This is a genomic window from Actinoplanes sp. NPDC051537, assembly GCF_055586105.1.
This window is the reverse complement of record NZ_JBVJIU010000025.1, coordinates 15611-35201: the sequence shown is the minus strand read 5'-3', so window position 1 is coordinate 35201 and position 19591 is coordinate 15611. Positions and strand designations below refer to the sequence as shown.

Genomic DNA, 19591 nt, shown 5'->3' with positions numbered 1-19591 from the left:
CGATGCACGTCCTGGCCACCGCCGGCCACGTCGACCACGGGAAGTCGACGCTGGTGCGGGCGCTCACCGGCATGGAGCCCGACCGCTGGGCCGAGGAGCGCCGCCGCGGGATGACCATCGACCTCGGCTTCGCCTGGACGACGCTGCCGTCGGGGGCGACCGTGGCGTTCGTGGACGTGCCCGGCCACGAGCGCTTCGTGCCGAACATGCTGGCCGGCGTCGGCCCGGTGCCGGCCGCCCTGATCGTGGTGGCGGCCGACGAGGGCTGGATGCCGCAGTCGGCCGAGCACCTGGCCGCCCTCGACGCGCTCGGCGTGCGGCACGGCCTGCTCGTGGTGACCCGGTCCGACCTGGCCGACCCGGCCGCCGCCATCGCCGGGGCGCGGCACGAGATCGCGGCGACCGGCCTGGGGGAGGTGGAGGCGGTCGCGGTGAGCGGTCGCACCGGCGCCGGCCTCGACGAGCTGCGGCGGGCGATCGACCGGCTCGTGGCGCGGCTTCCGGCGGCCGACGGCGACGCGCCGGTGCGGCTGTGGATCGACCGGGCCTTCACGATCAAGGGCGCCGGCACGGTGGTGACCGGCACGCTGGGCGCGGGGCGGGTCCGGGTGGGCGACGAGCTCCGGCTGGGTGACGACCTGGTTCGCGTACGCGGACTCCAGTCGCTCGGACAGACCGCCGGCGAGGTCACGGCCGTCGCCCGGATCGCCGTCAACCTGCGCGGCGTCGACCGGGACCGGGCGGGCCGCGGCGACGCCCTCCTCACCCCGGGCCGGTTCCGCGACGCCGATCTCGTCGACGTCCGCGTGCACGGCGATCCGGTCGCCGGCCTGCCCGCCACGCTGACCCTGCACCTCGGCTCGGCCGCGGTCCCGGCCCGGGTCCGCCCGCTCGGCGCCGACACGGCCCGGCTGCGGCTGGCCCGCCCGCTGCCGTTGCGCGTGGGCGACCGTGCCCTGCTGCGCGACCCCGGCCGCCATCATGTCGCCGGAGGCGTCACCGTCCTCGACGTACAGCCGCCCGGTCTGAACCGCCGCGGCGCCGCCGCCGCCCGCGCCGCCGAGCTGGCCACCCTGGACGGCGTCCCCGGCCTGCGCGGCGAGCTCGCCCGCCGGCACCTGATGCACGGCCGCGACCTGACCGCGATGGGCGTCCCGCTCGACGGCGACCCGGTCACCGGCGAGTGGTACGCGGACCCCGCCCACTGGTCCGGCCTGGCCCGGCGCCTGACCGAGGAGGTCGACCGCCATCGCGCCGAGCACCCCCTCGAGCCCGGCGCCCCGATCGAGGCCCTCCGGCACCGTCTCGGCCTGCCCGACCGCGCCCTGGTCGAGGCCCTGATCGCCGCCGACGGGACACTGACCGTCCACGGCGGACGCGTGTCGGCCGGCCGCCCCGGCATCCCCGCCGAGCTGACCGCGGCCGTCGGCAAGGCGTTCGCGGGCCTGGCGCCGTTCACCGCGCCCGAGACCTACGACCTCGCCGGCCGCGGCCTCGGCCCGAAGCAGCTGGCCGCCGCCGTCCGCGCCGGCCTGCTCATCCAGGTGGCGCCCAACGTCGTGCTCCGCCCCGCGGCGCCGGAGGAAGCCGCCCGCGCCCTGGCCGCCCTGCCCCAGCCGTTCACCCTGAGCGAGGCCCGCCGGGCCCTGGACACCACCCGCCGGGTCGCCGTCCCGCTGCTGGAGCTGCTCGACCGCCGCGGCCTGACCCGGCGCCTGCCGGACGACCGCCGCGTCACGGTCGAATGACCGACTGTAGGTGAGCTGTTCTCCTCGCCGCCGCCCGCTGTTGGTCGCGTCCCGCCGAGACTGTGCCGCATGGATCGGATCAATCGTCGTGGATTCCTGGCGCTGGCCGGCGGTGCGACCGCCATGACCGCCCTGTCGCCGAGCATCGCCCGGGCCGCGGCCATCCCGGCCGACCGGCGCACCGGCACCATCGCCGACGTCGAGCACGTCGTCGTCCTCATGCAGGAGAACCGGTCGTTCGACCACTACTTCGGGGCGCTGCGCGGGGTGCGCGGGTTCGGCGACCGGGTCGCGGCTCTGAAACCGGACGGATCGTCGGTGTGGAACCAGGACGGGGTGCTGCCGTTCCGGCCCGACGTCGACGACCTGGGGCTGGCGTTCCTGCAGGACCTGCCGCACGGGTGGAACGACGGGCACGACGCGTTCAACGGCGGCCGGTACGACCGGTGGGTGCCGGCCAAGTCGGCGACCACGATGGCCTACCTGACCCGCGAGGACATCCCGTTCCACTACGCCCTGGCCGACGCGTTCACGATCTGCGACGCGTACCACTGCTCCCTGATGGGTCCGACCGACCCGAACCGGTACTACATGTGGACCGGGTACACCGGCAACGACGGCAAGGGCGGCGGCCCGGTCGTCACCAACGACGAGCTCGGGTACGGCTGGACGACCTACCCGGAGCGGCTCGAGGCGGCCGGGGTGTCGTGGAAGATCTACCAGGACGCCGGTGAGGGGCTCGACGCGGCCGGCTTCTGGGGTTGGACCTCCGACCCGTACATCGGCAATTATGGCGACAACTCGCTGCTGTACTTCGACGCCTACCGCAACGCCGCGCCCGGCTCGCCGCTCTACGAGAAGGCCCGCACCGGAACCAGTCTGAAGAACGGCGACGACATGTTCGCGCCGCTCCGGAACGACGTGCTGAACGGCAAGCTGGCGCAGGTGTCGTGGATCGTCGCGCCCGAGGCCTACACCGAGCACCCGAACTGGCCCGCCAACTACGGCGCCTGGTACATCGCCAACGTGCTCGACGCGCTGACCGCCGACCCCGCGGTGTGGGCCAGAACGGCACTTCTCATCACGTACGACGAGAACGACGGTTTCTACGACCACGTGGTGCCCGCCTATCCGACCGCCGGGAGCTCCACGGTCGACCTGCGCGACGAGTTCCTGCCCGCCTCCAACGGCCACGTCGCCGGCCCGTACGGCCTCGGGCAGCGCGTGCCGATGCTGGTGGTGTCACCGTGGAGCACCGGCGGCTTCGTCTGCTCCGAGGTCTACGACCACACCTCGATCATCCGCTTCCTCGAGAAGCGCTTCGGCGTGCACGAGCCGAACATCTCCCCCTGGCGGCGCGCCGTCTGCGGCGATCTGACTCTCGCGTTCGACTTCCGAAAGACCCGGCCCGCGGCGCCGTCGCTGCCGGACACGAGCGCGTACGCCCCCGCCGACCGTTCGCGACACCCGGACTACGTGCCGACGCCGCCCGCGTCGCCGTCGCTGCCCCGCCCCGAGCACGGCGTCCGCCCGGCCCGGCCCCTCGGCTACGACCTGTCCGTCTCGGCCCGCTTCGGCCCGGCGCTGGAGCTCACGTTCGCCAGCCGAGGCCCCGCCGCCGCCGTCTTCCACGTCACCGAGGCCGGCGGCGCGCCCCGAACCTTCACGGCCGCCGCCCGCACCCACCTCAGCGGATCGTGGGATCGGGAGGCCGACGTCACGGTGCACGGCCCGGACGGCTTCTTGCGCCGCTTCCGAGGCGCGGGCGTCGAGGTTACGGTCCGGCAGGGCCGGCTGATCCTGGCGAACTCGTCGTCGCGGGCGAAGCGGGTGATCCTCGCCGATGCCTATTCGGGGGAGCGCTCGGTGATTCGCCTCAACCCGGGGCAGAGCCAGACGCGTCATTTGCCGGTGCGCCAAGGTTGGTATGACGTGTCGCTCACCAGCGATGTCGATCCTCGGTATGCCCGCCGGCTGACCGGGAACGCTGTGCCGGGCGTCAGCCAGCCCTGACGGTCGCGGCCCGCCCTGACGGTCGCGGCGTGGCCCTTGGCGGTCGCGAGCCCGGAGGGGTTGGCGGTGATGTTGCGGGGTCTTCGGGCGTGGCCGGCGGGCCTCGGCCGCCGGTGCGCCGCATGCGGCCGGTAGCCGTTGGCAGGATGGGCGTTGGGGCTTGGGTCCCGGCTGATTGTGGACGGATCCCGGCCCCGCTCGGCGGCGCTCTCTGCCGGATCGTCGCGCGCTGCCGCCTGCGGTCGGCGAAATGCACCCGGGTGTTCTCGCTCCGATAGCGGCGCACCGTGCGTCGGACGGCTGCGGTGATCGGGTTCGGGCCGTTACGCCATCGTCTACCGGTGCGCCGGTTGATCCCGACCACCAAGGCCGCCTGCGAAAAGTTCATCCCCAAGCCGGCCTACACAAACCCCACCCCGGTCACTGGGTGGGGCAGACGTTACGGGCCGGGTATGACATTTTTGCGGACCGTCCACAGCGGTGGGCCGGCAGGCTGGGCGCCTCAGAGCTGGGCGGCGCCTCAGCTGGGCGGCGCCTCAGGGGGCCGAACGCTCCCGTCCATCGACCGGCGGGCCGGTCACCACCGCGGCCTCCGACGGGACGTAATCCTCGAGCAGGGCGGGGGTCAGGCCGGCCCGATGGATGGCGTGCAAAGCGGCCAGGAAGTCCTTCACGAACGCCGGGCGGAAGTGCATCAGGATGATGTCGCCGGGCTGGATCGACTTGCCCTCCTGGTAGCGGACGATGCCCTTGTCGACGGTTTCCTTCCACATGAAACCGGCACGCAGGCCGCATTCCTTGGCTACGCGCAAGGTGGTGTGGTCCTTGTCGCCGAAGGGCGGGCGGAACAGCACGGGGCGACGGCCGTACCACTGCTCCAGCTGGTCCGTGCTCTCGCAGATCTGGCGGTGCTGGAAATAGTACGAGCGGCCGCGCAACTCCGGGTGGGAGATGGTGTGGGACTCGATCACGGCGCCGTACGTGCGGAGGTTGTCGAAGTACGGGACGTCGTCCTCGATGAAGTTCGTGGTCAGGAACAGGGTCACGGGGATGCCGGCGGCGGCGAACAGCTTGGGGGCCTCGGGGTCCTTCAGCACGCCGTCGTCGATGGTCAGGAACGCCACCGGCTGGGTCACCGGGATACGGGAGAGGTACGGGATCTCGTCGCCCTCGGGGAGGGTGATCGGCTCGGGAGCGGGGCGCGGGGGGAAACGCGGGATGTCGCTCAGCTTCCATCCGACGGGAGCAACAGACGCCGAAGCAAGAGCCGGCGAAGCAAGAGCCGGCGAAGCAAGAGCCGGCGAAGCAAGAGCCGGCGAAGCGGCAGACGCCGAAGCAAGAGCCGGCGAAGCGGGAGACGGCGGAGAAAGAGACGGCGGAGCGGCGACAGCAGAAGCGGGGGCGGCGGAGAAAATGGGCACGAAAGGGGCGGCGGGGGAGGAAGACGGCGGAACGGAAGAGGGTGAAGCGGTGGACCGCAGGGAACGGCCCGCGCTCCACCCGCTCACCGCCGGCAGCGCGACCAAAGCGGCGCAAACGGCACCGAGGACTAGCCGCCGGCGGGTCAGCGTGATCACTCGGCGGAGGCTACACGCTCCGGGCAAACCTAACTTGCGAGACGAAACGTCTCGGCGTGACGCTGGCGGGGTGGGACCTTCAGGGCCCGCAGGCTGCGGAGGACGGCGTCGGTCATGCCGGCGGGGCCGCAGACGAACACGTCACGCTCGGTGATGTCGGGGACCATCGCCAGCAGGCTCTCGGGGCTGAACGGCTGGTTGGGCGGGGTGCCGGTGCCGGTACGCCCGGCCAGCACGTGCAGGCGGGCGCCCCGTACGGACGCCAGGTTGTTCATCTCGCCGAGCAGGACCGCCTCGGCCGGGTCGTGCACGCGGTAGAGCACCACGATGTCGGCGGGCAGCCGTTCGTCCTCGAGCAGGGCCCGGATCGGCGTCACCCCGATGCCCCCGGCGATCAGCAGCGATTTGCCGGTCACGCCCTGGCCGGCGGTGAACGCGCCGTACGGGCCCTCGGCGAAGACCCGCGTGCCGATCGGCAGCCGCCGCAGGCCCGCGCTGGTCGCCCCGATGCCCTTGGCCGTTAGGCGCAGCGAGCGGCCGTCGGGGGCGGCCGACAGCGAGAACGGGTTGACCTGCCACCACGGGTTGTGACCGAGGAACCGCCACAGGAAGAACTGCCCGGCACGGGCGTCGAGACGCTCGAGGTTGTGGCCGGTGAGGTAGACCGAAACCACGTCGTCGGCCTCGGGCACGACGGCGGCGACCTTGAGCTGGTGGCGGGCGTTGCGGACGAGCGGGACGAGGACGCGGCCGGTGAGCAGGGCGCCGATCGCGAACGCCCACAGGCCCCACCAGTACACCTCGGTGAAGATGTTGGTCTTGAAGGCGCTGCCCTCGTAGAGCTGGTGCACGATGCCGAGCGTCACGACGATGTAGACCAGCAGGTGCACGGTGTGCCAGGACTCGTAGGAGACGCGACGGCGGACGGCGCGCAGCGAGATGGCGGCGATCACCACGATCAGCGCCGCGGCGGTCATGCCGAGCAGGACGGGCATCTGCTTGGCCAGGTTCGGGATCTCGCCGAGGAACGAGATCTTGTCCAGCTGCGAGTAGCCGAGCAGCACGAACGTGGGATGCAGCAGAACCAGCCAGAAGAGGGAGAAGCCGGTCCAGCGGTGCCAGCTGGTCAGCTTGTCCATACCGATCCGGCGGTCGAGGAACGGCAGGCGGGCGACCAGCAGCAGCTGGAGGGCCATCACGAAGGCGAGATGCAGGCCGAGGAAACGGCCGATCGCGGTCAGGGTGTTGTGCGCGGGCGGGCCCGCGGTGGCGAACATCAGCTCGACGATCACCAGGTTGGCGATCAGGAATATCCAGAGGGCGATATGCGCGCTGCGCGCGGTGGTCGCGGTGCGGGTTTGTGGCTGGGTCACGGCGCTCATCCGAAGTCTCCCCGCTGCTGGCCTATGCCGGTGAATACCACACGTAGCCGAAGAAGGTTCGGTTCGAAATCACCCTGCTGACAAGAGCACTCCGGGGAGTTGGCGCGGACCGGGAATACTGGTCGGGCGGCCGGGGTGTCCGGCGCGGCGAGGAGGGGTGATGACGGCGGCGGGGAACGGACGACCGGCGGTCGGCTCGGCGAGGGTCACCCCGGGCGGCACGCCGCCGGCGCCGCGACAACCTCCCACCGGTCAGGTGTACGGCGGGAAGCCCGCGGCCGGCAAGGCATCGGTCCCGATCCCGGCCCAGCCCCAGGCGCCGGGCGCGGTCCCGCCGCCGGGTGCGTCCCCGCCGGGTGCGGTCCCTCCTCCGGTCCCGGCCCCCGCGCCGGCCGGAAAGACGCGCGCCGGCAAGCGGAAGCGGCTGCTTCTCGCCGTACTCGTGCCGCTCGTCCTTCTTCTCGCTCTTCTCGGCGCCGGGGTGACCGTCCAGCTCAAGCGCGACCTGCCGGCCGCCACCCTGACCACGTCGATCGCCTCGACCCTCAAGATCCCGGGCAAGCTGTCGCTGCCGTGGCCGTCGCAGGGCTCGGCCGAGCTGATGGTCGAGGGGCTGGGCCGGCTCGGCGGCTCGGGGGCGAAGAAGCCGGCCGCCATCGGCAGCGTCGCCAAGGTGATGACCGCGTACCTGATCCTCAAGAATCACCCGCTCGAGGACGGCAACGACGGCCCGACGATCACCGTGACCTCGGCCGACGTGGCCGACTACCAGGCCCGCATCCCGTCCGGGCAGTCGCTCGTGGCGGTCGCGGCGGGCGAGAGGATCAGCGAGCGGCAGGCGCTCGAGGCGCTCATGCTGCCCTCGGCCAACAACGTGGCGCACATGCTCGGCGTCTGGGACGCGGGCAGCCAGGACGCGTTCCTGACCAGGATGAACGCGGCCGCGGACGAGCTCGGCATGAAGAACACCCACTACACCGACCCGAGCGGCTTCCTGGCGACCACCGTCAGCACCGCGGCCGACCAGGTTCTGCTGGGCCGGGCCGCGCTCAAGGACCCGGTCTTCGCCGGCATCGTGGCCCAGCCGTCGGCGACCATCCCGGTCGCCGGGGAGATCAAGAACTACAACGACCTGCTCGGCGAGCTGGGCGTCTTCGGCATCAAGACCGGCTCGACCGACGACGCCGGCGGCAATCTGCTCTTCGCGGCGCACCTCGAGGCCGGCGGCAAGACGTTCACGGTGGTGGGCGCGGTCTTCCAGCAGCCGGGGGCGAACACGCCGCAGCAGCTCGCGCAGGTCAACAAGGTCGTGCGCAAGTTGCTGACCGCGGCCCGGGCGGCGGTGAAGCAGTACACGATCCTGGCCGACAAGACCCTCGGGCAGGTGTCGACCGCGTGGGGCTCGACCGTCCCGGTCAGCCCGGCCACGGCGCTCAAGGTCGTCGGCTGGCCCGGCCTCAGCTACCAGGTCAAGGTGACCACGCCGGTGCTGGGCGACAAGGTCACGACCGGGCAGTACCTGGGCGACGTCACCGCCGGCGGACAGAAGATCACGCTGGCCGCGGACGGGTCGACCATCCCGCCGACGACGTGGTGGAAGCTCAGCCGCCGGCCCTGATTCGCATCGCCTCGTCGACGTCCTCGTCGGTCAGCTGACGGAAGTCCTCGTACCACTGTCCGACGGCACGGAAGGCGGGCGGGGCGCTCAGGCAGACGATGGTGTCGGCGTCGGCGGCCAGCGACTCGTACGCCTGGGGCGCGCACACCGGCGCGGCGAAGGCGAGCCGCCGGGGCCCCCGGCCGCGCAGCCACCTCAGGGCGGCCCGGGCCGTCACGCCGGTGGCCAGCCCGTCGTCGACGAGCACGACCGAGCGCCCGGCCACGGCCGGCGCCGGCCGCCCGGCCCGGTAGCGGCCGACCCGCCGGCCGAGCTCGGCGCGCTCGGCCGACACGGTGGCGGCCAGGTCGTCCGCGGTGATCCCGAGCGTCTCGAGCGAGCGCGGGTCGAAGACCGGCGGCCCGTCCTCGGCGATCGCGCCGACCCCGAGCTCGGGCCGTCCCGGTGCCCCGATCTTGCGGGCCAGCACGAGGTCGAGGTCGCCGCCGACCCGGGCGGCGACGCCGACGGCGACCGGCACCCCGCCCCGCGGCAGCGCCAGCACCAGCGGGCGGCCGTCGTCCTCGGTCAGCACCCGGGCGACCTCCTCGCCGAGCTGCCGCCCGGCGTCCGCACGGTCCTTGAAGATCATCGGAGATGCGACGCGAACCACGTTCCCGCCTCCTCGGCCACGATCTCGAGCGTCCCCGGCTCCTCGAACAGGTGGGTGGCGCCCGGCACGACGCGCAGCTCGGTCTCGATCGTCAGCGCGTCGCGGGCCTGCTCGTTGAGCTCGACGATCGGCAGGTCCTTCTCGCCCACGATCAGCAGGGTCGGCGCCTCGACCTGGACGAGCGCGGGCCCGGCGAGGTCGGGCCGGCCGCCGCGGGACACCACGGCGTGCACCTCGTGGGTACGGGCGGCGGCGGCGACGAGGGCGGCGGCCGCCCCGGTGCTGGCGCCGAAGAGGCCGACCGGCAGGCTGCGGGTCACCGGCTGCCCGCCGAGCCAGTCGACCAGGCCGATCAGCCGGTCGGCCAGCAGCCCGATGTCGAACCGCAGGTCGCGGGTGCGGGCGTCGGCGACCTCCTCCTCGTGCGTGAGCAGGTCGACCAGGAGGGTGCCGAGGACGCGCCGGTTGAGCTCGGCGGCCACCGACCGGTTGCGCGGGCTGTGCCGGGAGCTGCCCGAGCCGTGCGCGAAGACCACCACGCCGTGCGCGCCGGCGGGGAGGACCAGGTCACCCTCGAGCTCCGTTCCCGCGGTGGGGAACGTCGTTGTCGTCGCAGACGTCATCCCCTCCGCGTACCCCCGATTGGCCGACCTATTCGCCGGACTTGCCCGGTTTTACGTGAGGATCTCGAGCCAGTCGCGGATCTCGTAGGCCTTGACGACGCCGTTCACGACGAACGGGTCGCCCTCGGCGAACCGGTCGGCCGCCTCCCGGCTGGTGAAGATGCCCATCGAGCCCTCGCCCTGCGGGTCGCCGAAGGTGCGACCATGACCAGCTCGCCGCGCGCATGGAACTCGTCGAGGCGGGCCTTGTGGGCGGGGAAGTGTTGTTGCGCGCGGGTTCCGACGTTGTCCGCCGACTCATACAACATGACCGCATATTTCATGATTTGTCGCCCAAAGGGTCGGTGGGCGCGGCGGCGGGAGCGGCTGCGACGGTGGGGGTAGCGGCGACGGTGGGGGTGGCGGGAGTGGCGGCGGGGGCGGGAGTGGCGGCGGGGGCGAGAGCGGCGGCGTGGGCGGGAGTGGCGGCGTGGGCGTAGGCGGCGAACGTCGCGGTCCAGGCGTCGGGGGCGTCGAAGGTCTCGCGCATGGCCGCGGCGTCGGCGCCGAACGCGTCGAGGTCACGGTGCTCGAGGGAGACAAGGGTGCGATCTTTCCCCGCCGGCTGGAAGCGGACCTCGATGGTGGTCGCGAGGTCGTCGTGGTACTTCCAGTCGGCGCCGATCTGCCAGGTGACCACGAGCCGGGCGGCCGGCTCCCAGACCACCACGAAGCCCGTGTACGACTCCGAGCCGTCCTGGTGGCGGGTGAACCACCGGCCGCCGGGGCGGGGCTCGACCACGATCTCGGCGATCGGCGCCGACCCGATGTGGTGCGCCGCCGGCCACCAGGTCGTCATGTCGGCGGTGAACAGCTCGAAGGCGCGCGCCGGCGGCACGTCGACGACGACCTCCCGGCGTACGGCGTCAGTTGTCTTGATCATGTTGTTTCTCCCGGTTGGCATGCTGCTGGAAGGCGGCGAGCGACCGTTCCCAGAACGAGTCGAGGTGGGCGCGCAGGGCGGCGAGCCCGTCCGGGTCGACCGAGTAGAGGCGGCGGGTGCCGTCCTGCCGGTCGGTGACGAGCCCGACGTCCTTGAGGACCTTCAGGTGCTGGGAGACGGCCGGGCGACTGACCGGCAGGACGTCGGCGAGCTGCCCGACGGCGAGGGGGCCGTCGGTGAGCCGCTCGAAGATCGCCTGCCGGGTGGGATCGCCCAGCGCCGTCAGCATCGCGGTTGCGTTCGTCATGGCTTACCGTAAGCTACGACTTACCGACTACGCCGTCAACAGGGCGCGCAACGCTTTCTCGGCGACGGGGAACGCCACCCGGCGGCCGTTGATCAGCTCGCCGTAGAGGACCGACTCCATGATCCGGACGTAGAGGAAGGCGCGATCGATCCCGTCGCTCCTCATCGGGAGGCCGGCCTCCACGAAGATCTCGCGCTGGGTCAGCACGGCCCGGCGGTGGACCCGGCCGTCGGCGGTGAACAGCACGCGGGCCGCCGTCTTCGGCTCGGCGGCGACGAAGCGGCCGATCGGGCGGGCCGCCCACAGCCGCTCGGCGAAGCGGCGGGACACCTCGATCACGCCGTCGGCGCCGGGCTTCTCGCGGGCCCGGCGCGCGCGGTCGAGGGTGCGGCGGGCCAGCGACCAGAGCGCGTCGCCGAGCAGCGCGTCCCGGCTGCCCACGATGCGGTAGAGGGTGGCCCGGCTGACCGCGAGCTGGGTGGCGAGCAGATCCATGTCGAGCGAGCCGTCGGCCTGGAACTGACGCACGGCGCCCCGCACGACATCGGCTCTCTCCATGACCCGCACGTCAGGGCGTACACCATCGTTGCTGGATCGGTTCAAGTTCTGCGACGGCCGTCTCACGGTTACGCGAATCTTCAACTTTCGCGCCACCGCCCCGCGTACCGGCGACCAAGTTTCGTTCTTCTGTCCGGGGAGAGATCATGCACGCAGCGATCACACGTCCACGGAACATCGCCGCCGCCCTCGCGGGCCTGGCCCTGGCCGCGGCCGCCGTCACCCTGGTGCCGCACGCCGATGCCGCGACCACGTCGTTCCGGCGCGGCCCCGACCCGTCGGCCGCCGGCATCCGCGCCACCACCGGCCCGTTCGCGGTCGGCCGCGCCAATGTGGCTCGCGCCTCGGTGTCCGGCTTCGGCGGCGGCGACATCTACTTCCCCACCGACACGAGCGTGGGCACGTTCGGCGCGGTGGCGATGGCGCCCGGCTTCACCGCCACCCGCAGCAGCCTGGCCTGGCTGGCGCCGCGGATCGCTTCGCAGGGCTTCGTGGTCTTCAACATCGACACCCTGACCACGTCGGACCAGCCCGCCGCCCGCGGCCGCGAACTCCTCGCCGCGCTGGACTTCCTGACCGGCAGCAGCACCGCCCGCACCCGTGTCGACAAGTCCCGGCTGGCCGTGATGGGCCACTCGATGGGCGGTGGCGGCACGCTCGAGGCCGCGCGCAGCCGCCCGTCGTTGCGGGCCGCGATCCCGATGACGCCGTGGGACCTGACCAAGAACTTCGCCGCAGTCGGCGTGCCCACGATGATCATCGGAGCTCAGTCCGACACGATCGCGCCGGTGCGGCAGCATGCCGAGCCGTTCTTCGCCTCCTTGCCGTCCGGCCTGGACAAGGGCTATCTGGAGCTCGCCGGGGCGTCGCACTTCGCGCCGAACATTCCGAACACGACGATCGCGTCGACCAGCGTGGCGTGGCTGAAGCGCTTCGTGGACGACGACACCCGGTACGAGCAGTTCCTGTGCCCCGGGCCGGCGTCCGGGGTCAGCGACTACGAGTTGACCTGCCCGCTGCGTCGTTGAGGCAGGTCAGGAACGCGGCCACCGCGGCCGGGATCGTCCGTCCCGCCGGGGTGGCCGCGAACACCTGGCGGCGCGACTCGTCGTCCGGGTGCAGGCGCAGCAGGGCGATGTCGCGCGGGACGCGGCCCGCGATCAGCGCCGGCACCATGGCCACGCCCAGGCCGGCCGCGACGCAGCCCAGCTTGCCGGTCCACTCGGCGGCGGTGATCTCGATGCGGGGGCGGAACCCGGCCGGCAGCGAGGCGCGCAACAGGGTCTCCTCGGCGGTGGCCGAGCCGGCGATGAAGGCGTCCCCTTCGAGGTCGGCCAGGCGAACCACGCGGCGCCGGGCCAGCCGGTGGTCGCGGGCGACGGCCACCAGCATGCGCTCGTCCACCAGGTGGTGCAGGTCGAAGCGGGCGCGGTCGAGCGGCCCCGCCGGCGAGGAGCTCACCACGGCGACGTCGGCCTCACCCCGGGCGAGCCGCTCCAGCAGGGCGGGGGTCAGGCCCTCGACCAAGGACAGGACCACTTGCGGGTACGCCTCCCGGAAGCGCGCCAGCGCGGACGGCACCAGGGCGGCGACGGCCGTCGGGAACGCGCCGACCCGCAACCGGCCCCCGGCCACGGCGCGCACGTCGCCGACCGCGCCGCGCGCCGACGCGAGGCCGTCGAGGACCTGGGACGCGTACGGCAGAAGGGCCCGTCCCTCCGCGGTGAGGGTGACACCGCGCGGAAGCCGATCGAAGACGCGAGCGCCCAGCTCCTGCTCGAGCGCGCCGATCTGCCGCGACACCGCCGATTGCGTGAACCGCAGCCGGCGCGCGGCGGCGGTGATCGAGCCGAGGCGCGCGACCGTGCGGAAGACCTCGAGCAGCTGCGTTTCCACGGTTCGCATGCTAGCCGGGCATGGCAGCCATGCTCGACATTCGTTGGTCGCATGGGTTGCGGCCGCTTAGCGTGGCCGCCATGAGAATCACGCTGGACAACCCGGCGGGCGTAGCGGCGCCGTTCGGGGATCGGTTCGCGCACGTGGCCCGGTTCGACATCGGGGGCGGGGCGCTGCTGATGCTCGCCGGGCAGGTGGCGGTGGACGACGACGGCCGGGTGGTCGCGCCGGGGGATGCCGGTGCTCAAGCCGAGCGGATCTTCGAGATCGTCGGGGGTCTGCTGGCGGCGCATGGTGGGTCGCTCGCCGACGTGCTGCACATCCGGACGTTCATGACGGATCTCGGTGATCTGCCGGCTTACGGGGCGGTGCGGCGGCGGCTGTTCACGGGGAAGCCGCCGCCGGCCAGCACGACCGTGGAGGTGAGCAGGCTGTTCCTGCCGGGGGCACGGCTGGAGGTGGAGGTGACGGCGGCAGTCAGTGCCGGCTGACCCGGAACGGCGCCAGCGTCTGCCGGATCAGGCCGGCGGCGCCCCAGTCGTCGTCGAACTGCGCCAGCACCGCCAGATGCTGACGCAGCTGGACGATCGGCATCCGCTCGCGCCATTCGGCATCCAGGCCGGTCAGCTCGGCGTACACCGCGAAGAACCGGTCGGCCTCGGGCGGCGGCGCCGTAGTCCACACGTGCGCCAGATCCACCTCGGCCCACATGTAGGACACCGCCGGGTCGATCACCGCGGGGCGGCCGTCCGGCGTGGCCAGCAGGTTCTGCGCCCACATGTCGCCGTGCGTGAGGCACGCGGGGCGGTCCGGCAGCAGCGAGGGCAGCCGGTCGCAGAGTCGCTCCAGGGCCGCTCGGTCGGCAGCGTCGAGCGCCGCGTCGACCCGGGGCTCGCCCAGCCACCGCAGCAACCGGTTCTGGGCGAAGAACGCGAAACCGTCGTCGTCCCAGGTGTTGACCTGGCGGCGGCGGCCCAGCCAGTTGTCGCGGTGCCAGCCGAAGCGCGGGTGGGTCGTGGTCGTGTGCAGGCCGGCCAGGGCGTGCGCGAACTGCTCCCAGAACGCCTCGCTGCCCGGGCGGGGCCGCAGCAGCGACAGCACCAGCAGCTCCCGGCCGGCCAGGATCACGTCGGGGGTCGCCATGCCGCCGAGCTCGCGCAGGGCGGTCAGCCCCTCGGCCTCGGCATCGAAGACGTCGTCGTCCGGCGCTTCGGCGAACGCCTTGACGAACACGGACGGCGCATCCCGGCGAGCGGCCACCCCGGCCAGGGCGGCCAGCCCGCCCGGCGCCGGCGAGACCGCGACGACATCGTCGATACCGGCTCTGAGCAGGCAATCCTGCAAGAACGTCTGCACGTACGGGAAAACTACCGCCGACGCCGGCGGTTGGGCATCGAATAGAAGCCCGTCGGCAGCGTCTGGGTCTCCGTCTGCCAGGCCGGCTGCCGGCCCGGCCCGTCCTTGCGGTTGCGCGACCTGATCCGCAGCAGCAGCGCCACCCCGAGGAACACCAGCACGGCCCCGATGATCAGGCCGGGGCCGAGCACGCTGGGCGTTCCGGCGGCCGGGTTCAGCGCCGCCGCCGACGTGCGGTCCGCCTGGGGCGCCGTGTCGTCGACGACGTCCTCGGTCGCCTCCTCGTCGGGCGTCGTGCTCGGGCTCGGCGACGCCGACGGGGTCTTGCTCGGCTTCGCCGCCACCGGCGTCACGACCCGGCTGCCCACCGATGCCGCCGCCAGCTCGCGAGCGCCGTCGAGCGCGCGGGCCTCGAAGGTGACCTGGCCGTTGTCGGGGCCGGTGAACGAGATGTCCCAGCGGCCGGTGACCGTCTGGTTGCGGCAGAGCTGCCCGGGATCGGGCTGCACATCGGTGATCCTGGCCGCCTCGGCGCCGAGCTGAGCGCGTACGGGAAAGGACTGCCCGTTCTCCACCCGGTTCACCCGGACCTGGTCCAGCGACACCCCCTGGGTGCGGATGGTCAGCGACCAGCGCACCTTGAAGCACCGCCGCTGCCGGTCGGTCGAGGCGACCGCCGTGAGCGTGCCCGCGTCCTTACCGATGGTGAACGTGGCCGGCGACTGGCCGAACTTCACGGCGAAACCGTCGACGGCGGCCGACGCCGGTGCCGCGAAGGCCAGCGACGCTGCACCCAGAGCGAGCGCGGTCGTGATCCGTGCCGCCAGGTGTCGCATACGATCATCTCCCTCTCGCGCGCACGAGATATGCACGTGCACACGAGATGGTTCGTCGCGGGACGGCGAAAGGTTCACCCGGTGCGCCGGGTCACTCTACGGCGGACCTTATTTTTAGCTTAGCCGGGCGTTTCAAGTCGGTATCGGTGCAGGTCAGCGGCCCTGTGGCCGGGGCCAGTGGAAACTAGCCGACAAATTCGGGCCCGGACGTTCATCCGAACCCGTGCGCCACACGTAGATGGGGGAGGGCAAGGACCGGGGCGACCGGACCCTGCCCGGCACAACGTGAAGCACGGGGCATCCCCCACGGATGCCGGCGTCCCAACGCCCAACGGGACGTTCACCCGCTGCGGAGAACGAGGAGTCAATGGCCCGGACAGGAAACAACCAGCGATCCGCCAATCGTGTGGCAGTCGATGTCGGTGCTACCGGGACGAAGCCCGCGTCCAAGGGCGCCGTTCTGATCCTGGTCGTGAGCGTGCTCGCGGCGGTCTGGGCGCTGGCGATGATGACCGCCCCGGGCCGAGTCGGCTACATCTACTTCTACATGTATTCCGAGTACTACATGGGCGTCCTCACGCTGGTGGCGCTCTCGATCACCATCATGGTCGGCCTGGTCTCCACCGACCGGCTCGTCCTGTCGATCCGGCAACGGGTGCTGCTGCAGTCCACCCACCGCACCACCGGCCTGATCGCGGTGACCTCCCTCTTCATCCACGTCTGGACGAAGATCGCCGAGAAGCACATCACGGTGATCGACATCTTCATCCCGTTCCTCAGCCAGGGAAACCGGCTCTACGTCGGCTTCGGCACCCTGTCCGGCTGGATCATGATCATGGTGATGTGGACGGGCATCGCGCGGTCCCGGTTCATCGGCCGCGGCCGGCCCTGGATGTGGCGGGCCATTCACGCCGTCTCCTACCTGATGTGGCCGATCGCGCTGGTGCACGGCCTCGCGGCCGGCCGGCCCGCCAAGGCGTGGGTCATCGTCAGCTACATCATCTGCATCCTCGCCGTGCTGGTCGGCCTCGCCGTCCGCCTCTCGGTCAGCTTCAACCGGAACAAGGACTTCTCCTCGGCGGCCGGCGGCGCGCTGCGCCCGGCCGGGAACATGGTGCCCACCACGTCCCCGGCCCTGAAGAAGCCGCGCGGCCGTCGCGAGCCCGAGCCCGAGCCGCAGATGCTCGGCCCGGTCGCGGTCGTCGACACGTTCCAGCCGGTCGCCCCGCCGCTCCCACCCGCGCAGCGGGAGGAGCTCGTCGCGCCGCGCCAGCGCCGCGGCGTCATGGAGGACGAGATCGAGTACGACGAGCCGGCCCCGCGCGGCCGCCGCTACCCGGGCGAGGACACCAGCACCCGGATGCGCCGCCCCGACTTCGAGGACACCTCCACCCGGATGCGGCGTCCCGACCTCGAGGACACCCAGACCCGGATGCGCCGGGTCGAGATGGACGACACGTCGACCCGGATGCGCCGCGTCGAGATGGACGACACCTCCACCCGGATGCGCCGCCCCGACCTCGAGGACACCCAGACCCGCATGCGCCGGGTCGAGATGGACGACTACGTCGAGCCGGCCCCGCGCCAGCGCCGGTACGCCGAGGACGACGAGCCCGCGCCGCGCTCCCGCCGCCGGGCCGCGGCCGAGCCGATGCCGATGTACGACGACGCCCCGCGGGAGTCGAGGGGACGCCGCCGGGCCGAGCCCGACTACGACGACGTCCCGCGTCAGCGTGGCGGCCGGTACGACGACGAGCCGCCGGCGCGCCGCAGCGCCCGATACGAGCCGCGCTACGGCGAGACGCAGGCGGAGGAGGCGCCCCGGGCCCGGCGCGACCGGGGCGCAGACCTTGACGGCGCCGACTCGGGACGGCACAGCCGGAGCGGTTTCGTCGACCTCGCCGAGGACGACGACACGCCGACGCTGGTCGACATGGCCTCGCGCCGCGCGCGCCGGGCGACTCAGCAGGAACTCGGTGGGGGCCAGGCGGGCCGGGGGGCTCGCCGCGGTGGCCGCGGCCGGGGGAACGACGATGTGGCTGACGACGACTACTGGTCGCAGCTGCGAGGGGAAGCGAATTGAGCACCGCCCAGGTTCCGCCGGTCACCGCGATCGGCGTTCCGCGAATCACCGCGGGCATGGATGAGTACGGCCGTCTGGACCTCCTGGCCCACCAGGAGGTCCACGGCGGGTTCGCCGCGCTGTCGTCCGGCGAGCTGATCGGCCTGGCCGACCGGATCGAGCTGCGCGGCCGGGGCGGCGCGGGCTTCCCGTTCGCCCGCAAGGTCCGCGCGGTGATGGACTCCTGCCGGCGGCAGGACCTGCCCCCGGTGATCGTGGTCAACGGCACCGAGGGCGAGCCGCCGTCCTGGAAGGACAAGGCGATCCTCACCCGGGCGCCGCACCTGATCCTGGACGGCGCCGCGCTCGCGGCCGCCGCCCTGGACGCGGAGGAGATCGTCATCGGCATCGCCGACGACGGCATCGGGCAGAGCTCGATCACCGCGGCCCTGGCCGAGCGCCGCATGCCCTGCCCGACCCGGATCGTCACCGTCCCGCACCGCTTCATCTCGGGCGAGGGCGGCGCGCTGGTCCGTGGCATCAACGGCGAGGCCCACATCCCGCCCGGGCGCAAGGTGCGCTCCAGCGACAACGGCGTGATGGGCCTGCCCACGCTGCTCTCCAACGCCGAGACGTTCTCCCAGCTGGCGATCGCCGCCCGGCTCGGCCCGTGGGAGTACAACGCGGTCGGCATCCCGGAAGAGCCGGGCACGGTCATGCTCACGGTCGGCGGGTCGTCCACCAACCCCGCCGTCGTCGAGGCGCCCAGCGGCACCCCGCTGCTGGACGTGCTGACCATGTGCGGCGCCGACATCGGGCCCGGCCTGCTGGTCGGCGGCTACCACGGCAAGTGGATCACCGCCGAGGCGGCGAAGACCGTGACGATCTCCCGCAAGGGCTTCGCCAAGGTCGGCGGCACGCTCGGCGCCGGCATGCTGATCCCGATCGGCTCGAACACCTGCCCGCTCGGCGAGGTCTCCCAGGTCGTGCAGTACCTGGCCGGCGAGTCGGCGGGTCAGTGCGGCCCGTGCCGCCTCGGCCTGCCCGACCTGGCCCGCGCGGTCACCCTGGTCTCGCTCGGCGGCAACGCGGTCGAGAACGTGCGCCAGGCGGCCGGCGTGGTCAAGGGCCGCGGCGCGTGCAGCCACCCGGACGGCACCGCCCGGTTCGCGCTCTCCGCACTCGAGGTCTTCGCCAAGGACGTCGACGCGCACACCAACGGCGAGGGCTGCGGCAAGGCGGTCCGGGGCATCCTGCCGCTGCCGTACACGGCCGAGACCGGCGCCCGCAAGCTCGCGCTCGACTGGTCCCGCTGCGACGGCCACGGCCTCTGCTCGGCCGTCGCCCCCGAGATCATCCGGCTCGACGCGAACGGCTTCCCGGCCTTCCCGCAGACGCCGCTGCCGCCGTGGCTGGAGATGGGCGCCCGCAAGGCGGTCAACGTCTGCCCGGCGCTGGCGCTGCGCCTCGACGACGCGCAGGCGACCCTTTGAGGCGCCGCCTCGCGCTGATCACCGCGGCGGCCCTGCTCGGCGCGGCGGCCCTGCTCGGCGCGGGCGGCTGCGCGGCCACGGTCGAGCAACCGGCGTCGGCGCCGATCACGCCGGTCGCCATCCCCGCGTCCGGCAAGCCGGAGATTCCGGACACGCTGCGGTTCGCCGGCAAGACGATCGAGGGAACCGGCTTCGACGCCACCACCATGGCGGGCAAGCCGGCGATCCTCTGGTTCTGGGCGCCCTGGTGCGCCACCTGCGCGAGCGAGGCGCAGAGCATCGGCGACCTCGCCAAGGAGTACCAGGGCCGCCTCGGCATCCTCGGCATCGCGGGGCTCGGCGACAACAAGGCGATGCACGAGTTCGTCTCCGACTTCGACCTCGGCACGCTGCCGCACCTCGACGACCAGGCCGGCAAGATCTGGAAGAAATTCAAGATCACGCAGCAGAGCACGTACGTGTTCCTCGACCGTTCCGGGAAGATCGTGCGGACCGGCTATCTCGACGACCTCCAGCTCACCGCCGAGGTCAAGTCGCTGGTGGCGTGA

Annotated in this window: 19 protein-coding genes; 8 read left to right on the top strand and 11 right to left on the bottom strand. The window is 72.6% G+C overall.

Annotated elements, in window-relative coordinates; all coding sequences use genetic code 11:
- Positions 1–2 precede the first annotated feature (2 nt).
- Both selB and ACZ6TB_RS42945 read left to right on the top strand, forming a co-directional pair.
- Positions 3–1748, top strand: a complete 1746-nt coding sequence (gene selB, locus ACZ6TB_RS42950) for a selenocysteine-specific translation elongation factor (RefSeq protein WP_465565698.1) — start codon at positions 3–5, stop codon at positions 1746–1748.
- Positions 1749–1817: 69 nt separating this feature from the next.
- Positions 1818–3761, top strand: a complete 1944-nt coding sequence (locus ACZ6TB_RS42945; RefSeq protein ID WP_465565695.1) for a phosphocholine-specific phospholipase C — start codon at positions 1818–1820, stop codon at positions 3759–3761.
- A gap of 536 nt (positions 3762–4297) precedes the next feature.
- Here ACZ6TB_RS42945 and ACZ6TB_RS42940 read toward each other — a convergent pair.
- Positions 4298–4897, bottom strand: a complete 600-nt coding sequence (locus tag ACZ6TB_RS42940; RefSeq protein WP_465565692.1) for a polysaccharide deacetylase family protein — start codon at positions 4895–4897, stop codon at positions 4298–4300.
- Between the two features lie 470 nt (positions 4898–5367).
- Positions 5368–6720, bottom strand: a complete 1353-nt coding sequence (locus ACZ6TB_RS42935; RefSeq protein ID WP_465565689.1) for a ferredoxin reductase family protein — start codon at positions 6718–6720, stop codon at positions 5368–5370.
- A gap of 160 nt (positions 6721–6880) precedes the next feature.
- Between ACZ6TB_RS42935 and ACZ6TB_RS42930 the strand changes: the two genes are divergently transcribed.
- The gene (locus ACZ6TB_RS42930) at positions 6881–8338 is read left to right on the top strand and encodes a D-alanyl-D-alanine carboxypeptidase family protein (protein ID WP_465565686.1); all 1458 of its coding nucleotides are present in this window, start codon (positions 6881–6883) and stop codon (positions 8336–8338) included.
- Here the strand turns inward: ACZ6TB_RS42930 and ACZ6TB_RS42925 are convergent.
- The 6 genes from ACZ6TB_RS42925 to ACZ6TB_RS42900 form a co-directional block, all read right to left on the bottom strand.
- Positions 8322–8990, bottom strand: coding sequence for a phosphoribosyltransferase (locus ACZ6TB_RS42925; RefSeq protein WP_465565684.1), 669 nt, complete (start codon positions 8988–8990; stop codon positions 8322–8324). The genes ACZ6TB_RS42930 and ACZ6TB_RS42925 overlap by 17 nt on opposite strands.
- A complete protein-coding gene (locus ACZ6TB_RS42920) occupies positions 8966–9613 on the bottom strand; it encodes a dienelactone hydrolase family protein (RefSeq protein WP_465565681.1) in 648 nt (215 codons plus the stop codon). Before ACZ6TB_RS42920 ends, ACZ6TB_RS42925 begins: the two co-directional genes overlap by 25 nt.
- A gap of 51 nt (positions 9614–9664) precedes the next feature.
- Positions 9665–9781: a YciI family protein gene (locus ACZ6TB_RS42915; protein WP_465565678.1), complete on the bottom strand. Its 117-nt coding sequence runs from the start codon at positions 9779–9781 to the stop codon at positions 9665–9667.
- Between the two features lie 151 nt (positions 9782–9932).
- Entirely contained in the window at positions 9933–10535 is a 603-nt protein-coding gene (locus ACZ6TB_RS42910) for an SRPBCC family protein (RefSeq protein WP_465565675.1), read from the bottom strand.
- Positions 10519–10842, bottom strand: a complete 324-nt coding sequence (locus tag ACZ6TB_RS42905) for an ArsR/SmtB family transcription factor (protein ID WP_465565672.1) — start codon at positions 10840–10842, stop codon at positions 10519–10521. The genes ACZ6TB_RS42910 and ACZ6TB_RS42905 overlap by 17 nt, the downstream gene beginning before the upstream one ends.
- Positions 10843–10869: 27 nt before the next feature.
- The gene (locus ACZ6TB_RS42900) at positions 10870–11400 is read right to left on the bottom strand and encodes a QsdR family transcriptional regulator (protein ID WP_465565669.1); all 531 of its coding nucleotides are present in this window, start codon (positions 11398–11400) and stop codon (positions 10870–10872) included.
- A 146-nt stretch (positions 11401–11546) separates the two neighbouring features.
- Here ACZ6TB_RS42900 and ACZ6TB_RS42895 point away from each other — a divergent pair, with 146 nt between their 5' ends.
- On the top strand, positions 11547–12428 hold the full coding sequence (locus tag ACZ6TB_RS42895; protein WP_465565666.1) for an alpha/beta hydrolase family protein: 882 nt from the start codon (positions 11547–11549) through the stop codon (positions 12426–12428).
- On the opposite strand, the gene ACZ6TB_RS42890 is transcribed toward ACZ6TB_RS42895, so the two are convergent.
- The gene (locus tag ACZ6TB_RS42890) at positions 12391–13296 is read right to left on the bottom strand and encodes a LysR family transcriptional regulator (protein WP_465565664.1); all 906 of its coding nucleotides are present in this window, start codon (positions 13294–13296) and stop codon (positions 12391–12393) included. The two genes, ACZ6TB_RS42895 and ACZ6TB_RS42890, sit on opposite strands and share 38 nt — an antisense overlap.
- A gap of 80 nt (positions 13297–13376) precedes the next feature.
- On the opposite strand from ACZ6TB_RS42890, the gene ACZ6TB_RS42885 reads away from it, so the two are divergent.
- Positions 13377–13787: a RidA family protein gene (locus tag ACZ6TB_RS42885; RefSeq protein WP_465565661.1), complete on the top strand. Its 411-nt coding sequence runs from the start codon at positions 13377–13379 to the stop codon at positions 13785–13787.
- Here the strand turns inward: ACZ6TB_RS42885 and ACZ6TB_RS42880 are convergent.
- Together ACZ6TB_RS42880 and ACZ6TB_RS42875 are read right to left on the bottom strand one after the other, a co-directional pair.
- Positions 13774–14652 (bottom strand): fructosamine kinase family protein, encoded by an 879-nt coding sequence (locus ACZ6TB_RS42880; protein ID WP_465565659.1) that lies wholly within the window; start codon positions 14650–14652, stop codon positions 13774–13776. The genes ACZ6TB_RS42885 and ACZ6TB_RS42880 overlap by 14 nt on opposite strands.
- Positions 14653–14663: 11 nt before the next feature.
- Entirely contained in the window at positions 14664–15488 is an 825-nt protein-coding gene (locus ACZ6TB_RS42875) for a hypothetical protein (RefSeq protein WP_465565657.1), read from the bottom strand.
- 406 nt (positions 15489–15894) lie between these two features.
- On the opposite strand from ACZ6TB_RS42875, the gene ACZ6TB_RS42870 reads away from it, so the two are divergent.
- The 3 genes from ACZ6TB_RS42870 to ACZ6TB_RS42860 are packed head-to-tail and all read left to right on the top strand — an operon-like array spanning position 15895 to position 19591.
- Positions 15895–17571, top strand: a complete 1677-nt coding sequence (locus ACZ6TB_RS42870; RefSeq protein ID WP_465565654.1) for a translation initiation factor III — start codon at positions 15895–15897, stop codon at positions 17569–17571.
- Positions 17568–19043, top strand: a complete 1476-nt coding sequence (locus ACZ6TB_RS42865; RefSeq protein WP_465565650.1) for an NADH-ubiquinone oxidoreductase-F iron-sulfur binding region domain-containing protein — start codon at positions 17568–17570, stop codon at positions 19041–19043. The genes ACZ6TB_RS42870 and ACZ6TB_RS42865 overlap by 4 nt, the downstream gene beginning before the upstream one ends.
- The gene (locus ACZ6TB_RS42860) at positions 19040–19591 is read left to right on the top strand and encodes a redoxin domain-containing protein (protein ID WP_465565647.1); all 552 of its coding nucleotides are present in this window, start codon (positions 19040–19042) and stop codon (positions 19589–19591) included. Before ACZ6TB_RS42865 ends, ACZ6TB_RS42860 begins: the two co-directional genes overlap by 4 nt.

Bases quoted from the DNA above. Each gene is read 5' to 3' on its own strand.
- ACZ6TB_RS42920 (WP_465565681.1), bottom strand. From the start codon at position 9,613: ATGACGTCTGCGACGACAACGACGTTCCCCACCGCGGGAACGGAGCTC.
- ACZ6TB_RS42875 (WP_465565657.1), bottom strand. From the start codon at position 15,488: ATGCGACACCTGGCGGCACGGATCACGACCGCGCTCGCTCTGGGTGCA.
- ACZ6TB_RS42895 (WP_465565666.1), top strand. From the start codon at position 11,547: ATGCACGCAGCGATCACACGTCCACGGAACATCGCCGCCGCCCTCGCG.
- ACZ6TB_RS42945 (WP_465565695.1), top strand. From the start codon at position 1,818: ATGGATCGGATCAATCGTCGTGGATTCCTGGCGCTGGCCGGCGGTGCG.
- ACZ6TB_RS42900 (WP_465565669.1), bottom strand. From the start codon at position 11,400: ATGGAGAGAGCCGATGTCGTGCGGGGCGCCGTGCGTCAGTTCCAGGCC.
- ACZ6TB_RS42915 (WP_465565678.1), bottom strand. From the start codon at position 9,781: ATGGGCATCTTCACCAGCCGGGAGGCGGCCGACCGGTTCGCCGAGGGC.
- ACZ6TB_RS42905 (WP_465565672.1), bottom strand. From the start codon at position 10,842: ATGACGAACGCAACCGCGATGCTGACGGCGCTGGGCGATCCCACCCGG.
- ACZ6TB_RS42930 (WP_465565686.1), top strand. From the start codon at position 6,881: ATGACGGCGGCGGGGAACGGACGACCGGCGGTCGGCTCGGCGAGGGTC.
- ACZ6TB_RS42910 (WP_465565675.1), bottom strand. From the start codon at position 10,535: ATGATCAAGACAACTGACGCCGTACGCCGGGAGGTCGTCGTCGACGTG.
- ACZ6TB_RS42885 (WP_465565661.1), top strand. From the start codon at position 13,377: ATGAGAATCACGCTGGACAACCCGGCGGGCGTAGCGGCGCCGTTCGGG.
- ACZ6TB_RS42935 (WP_465565689.1), bottom strand. From the start codon at position 6,720: ATGAGCGCCGTGACCCAGCCACAAACCCGCACCGCGACCACCGCGCGC.
- selB (WP_465565698.1), top strand. From the start codon at position 3: ATGCACGTCCTGGCCACCGCCGGCCACGTCGACCACGGGAAGTCGACG.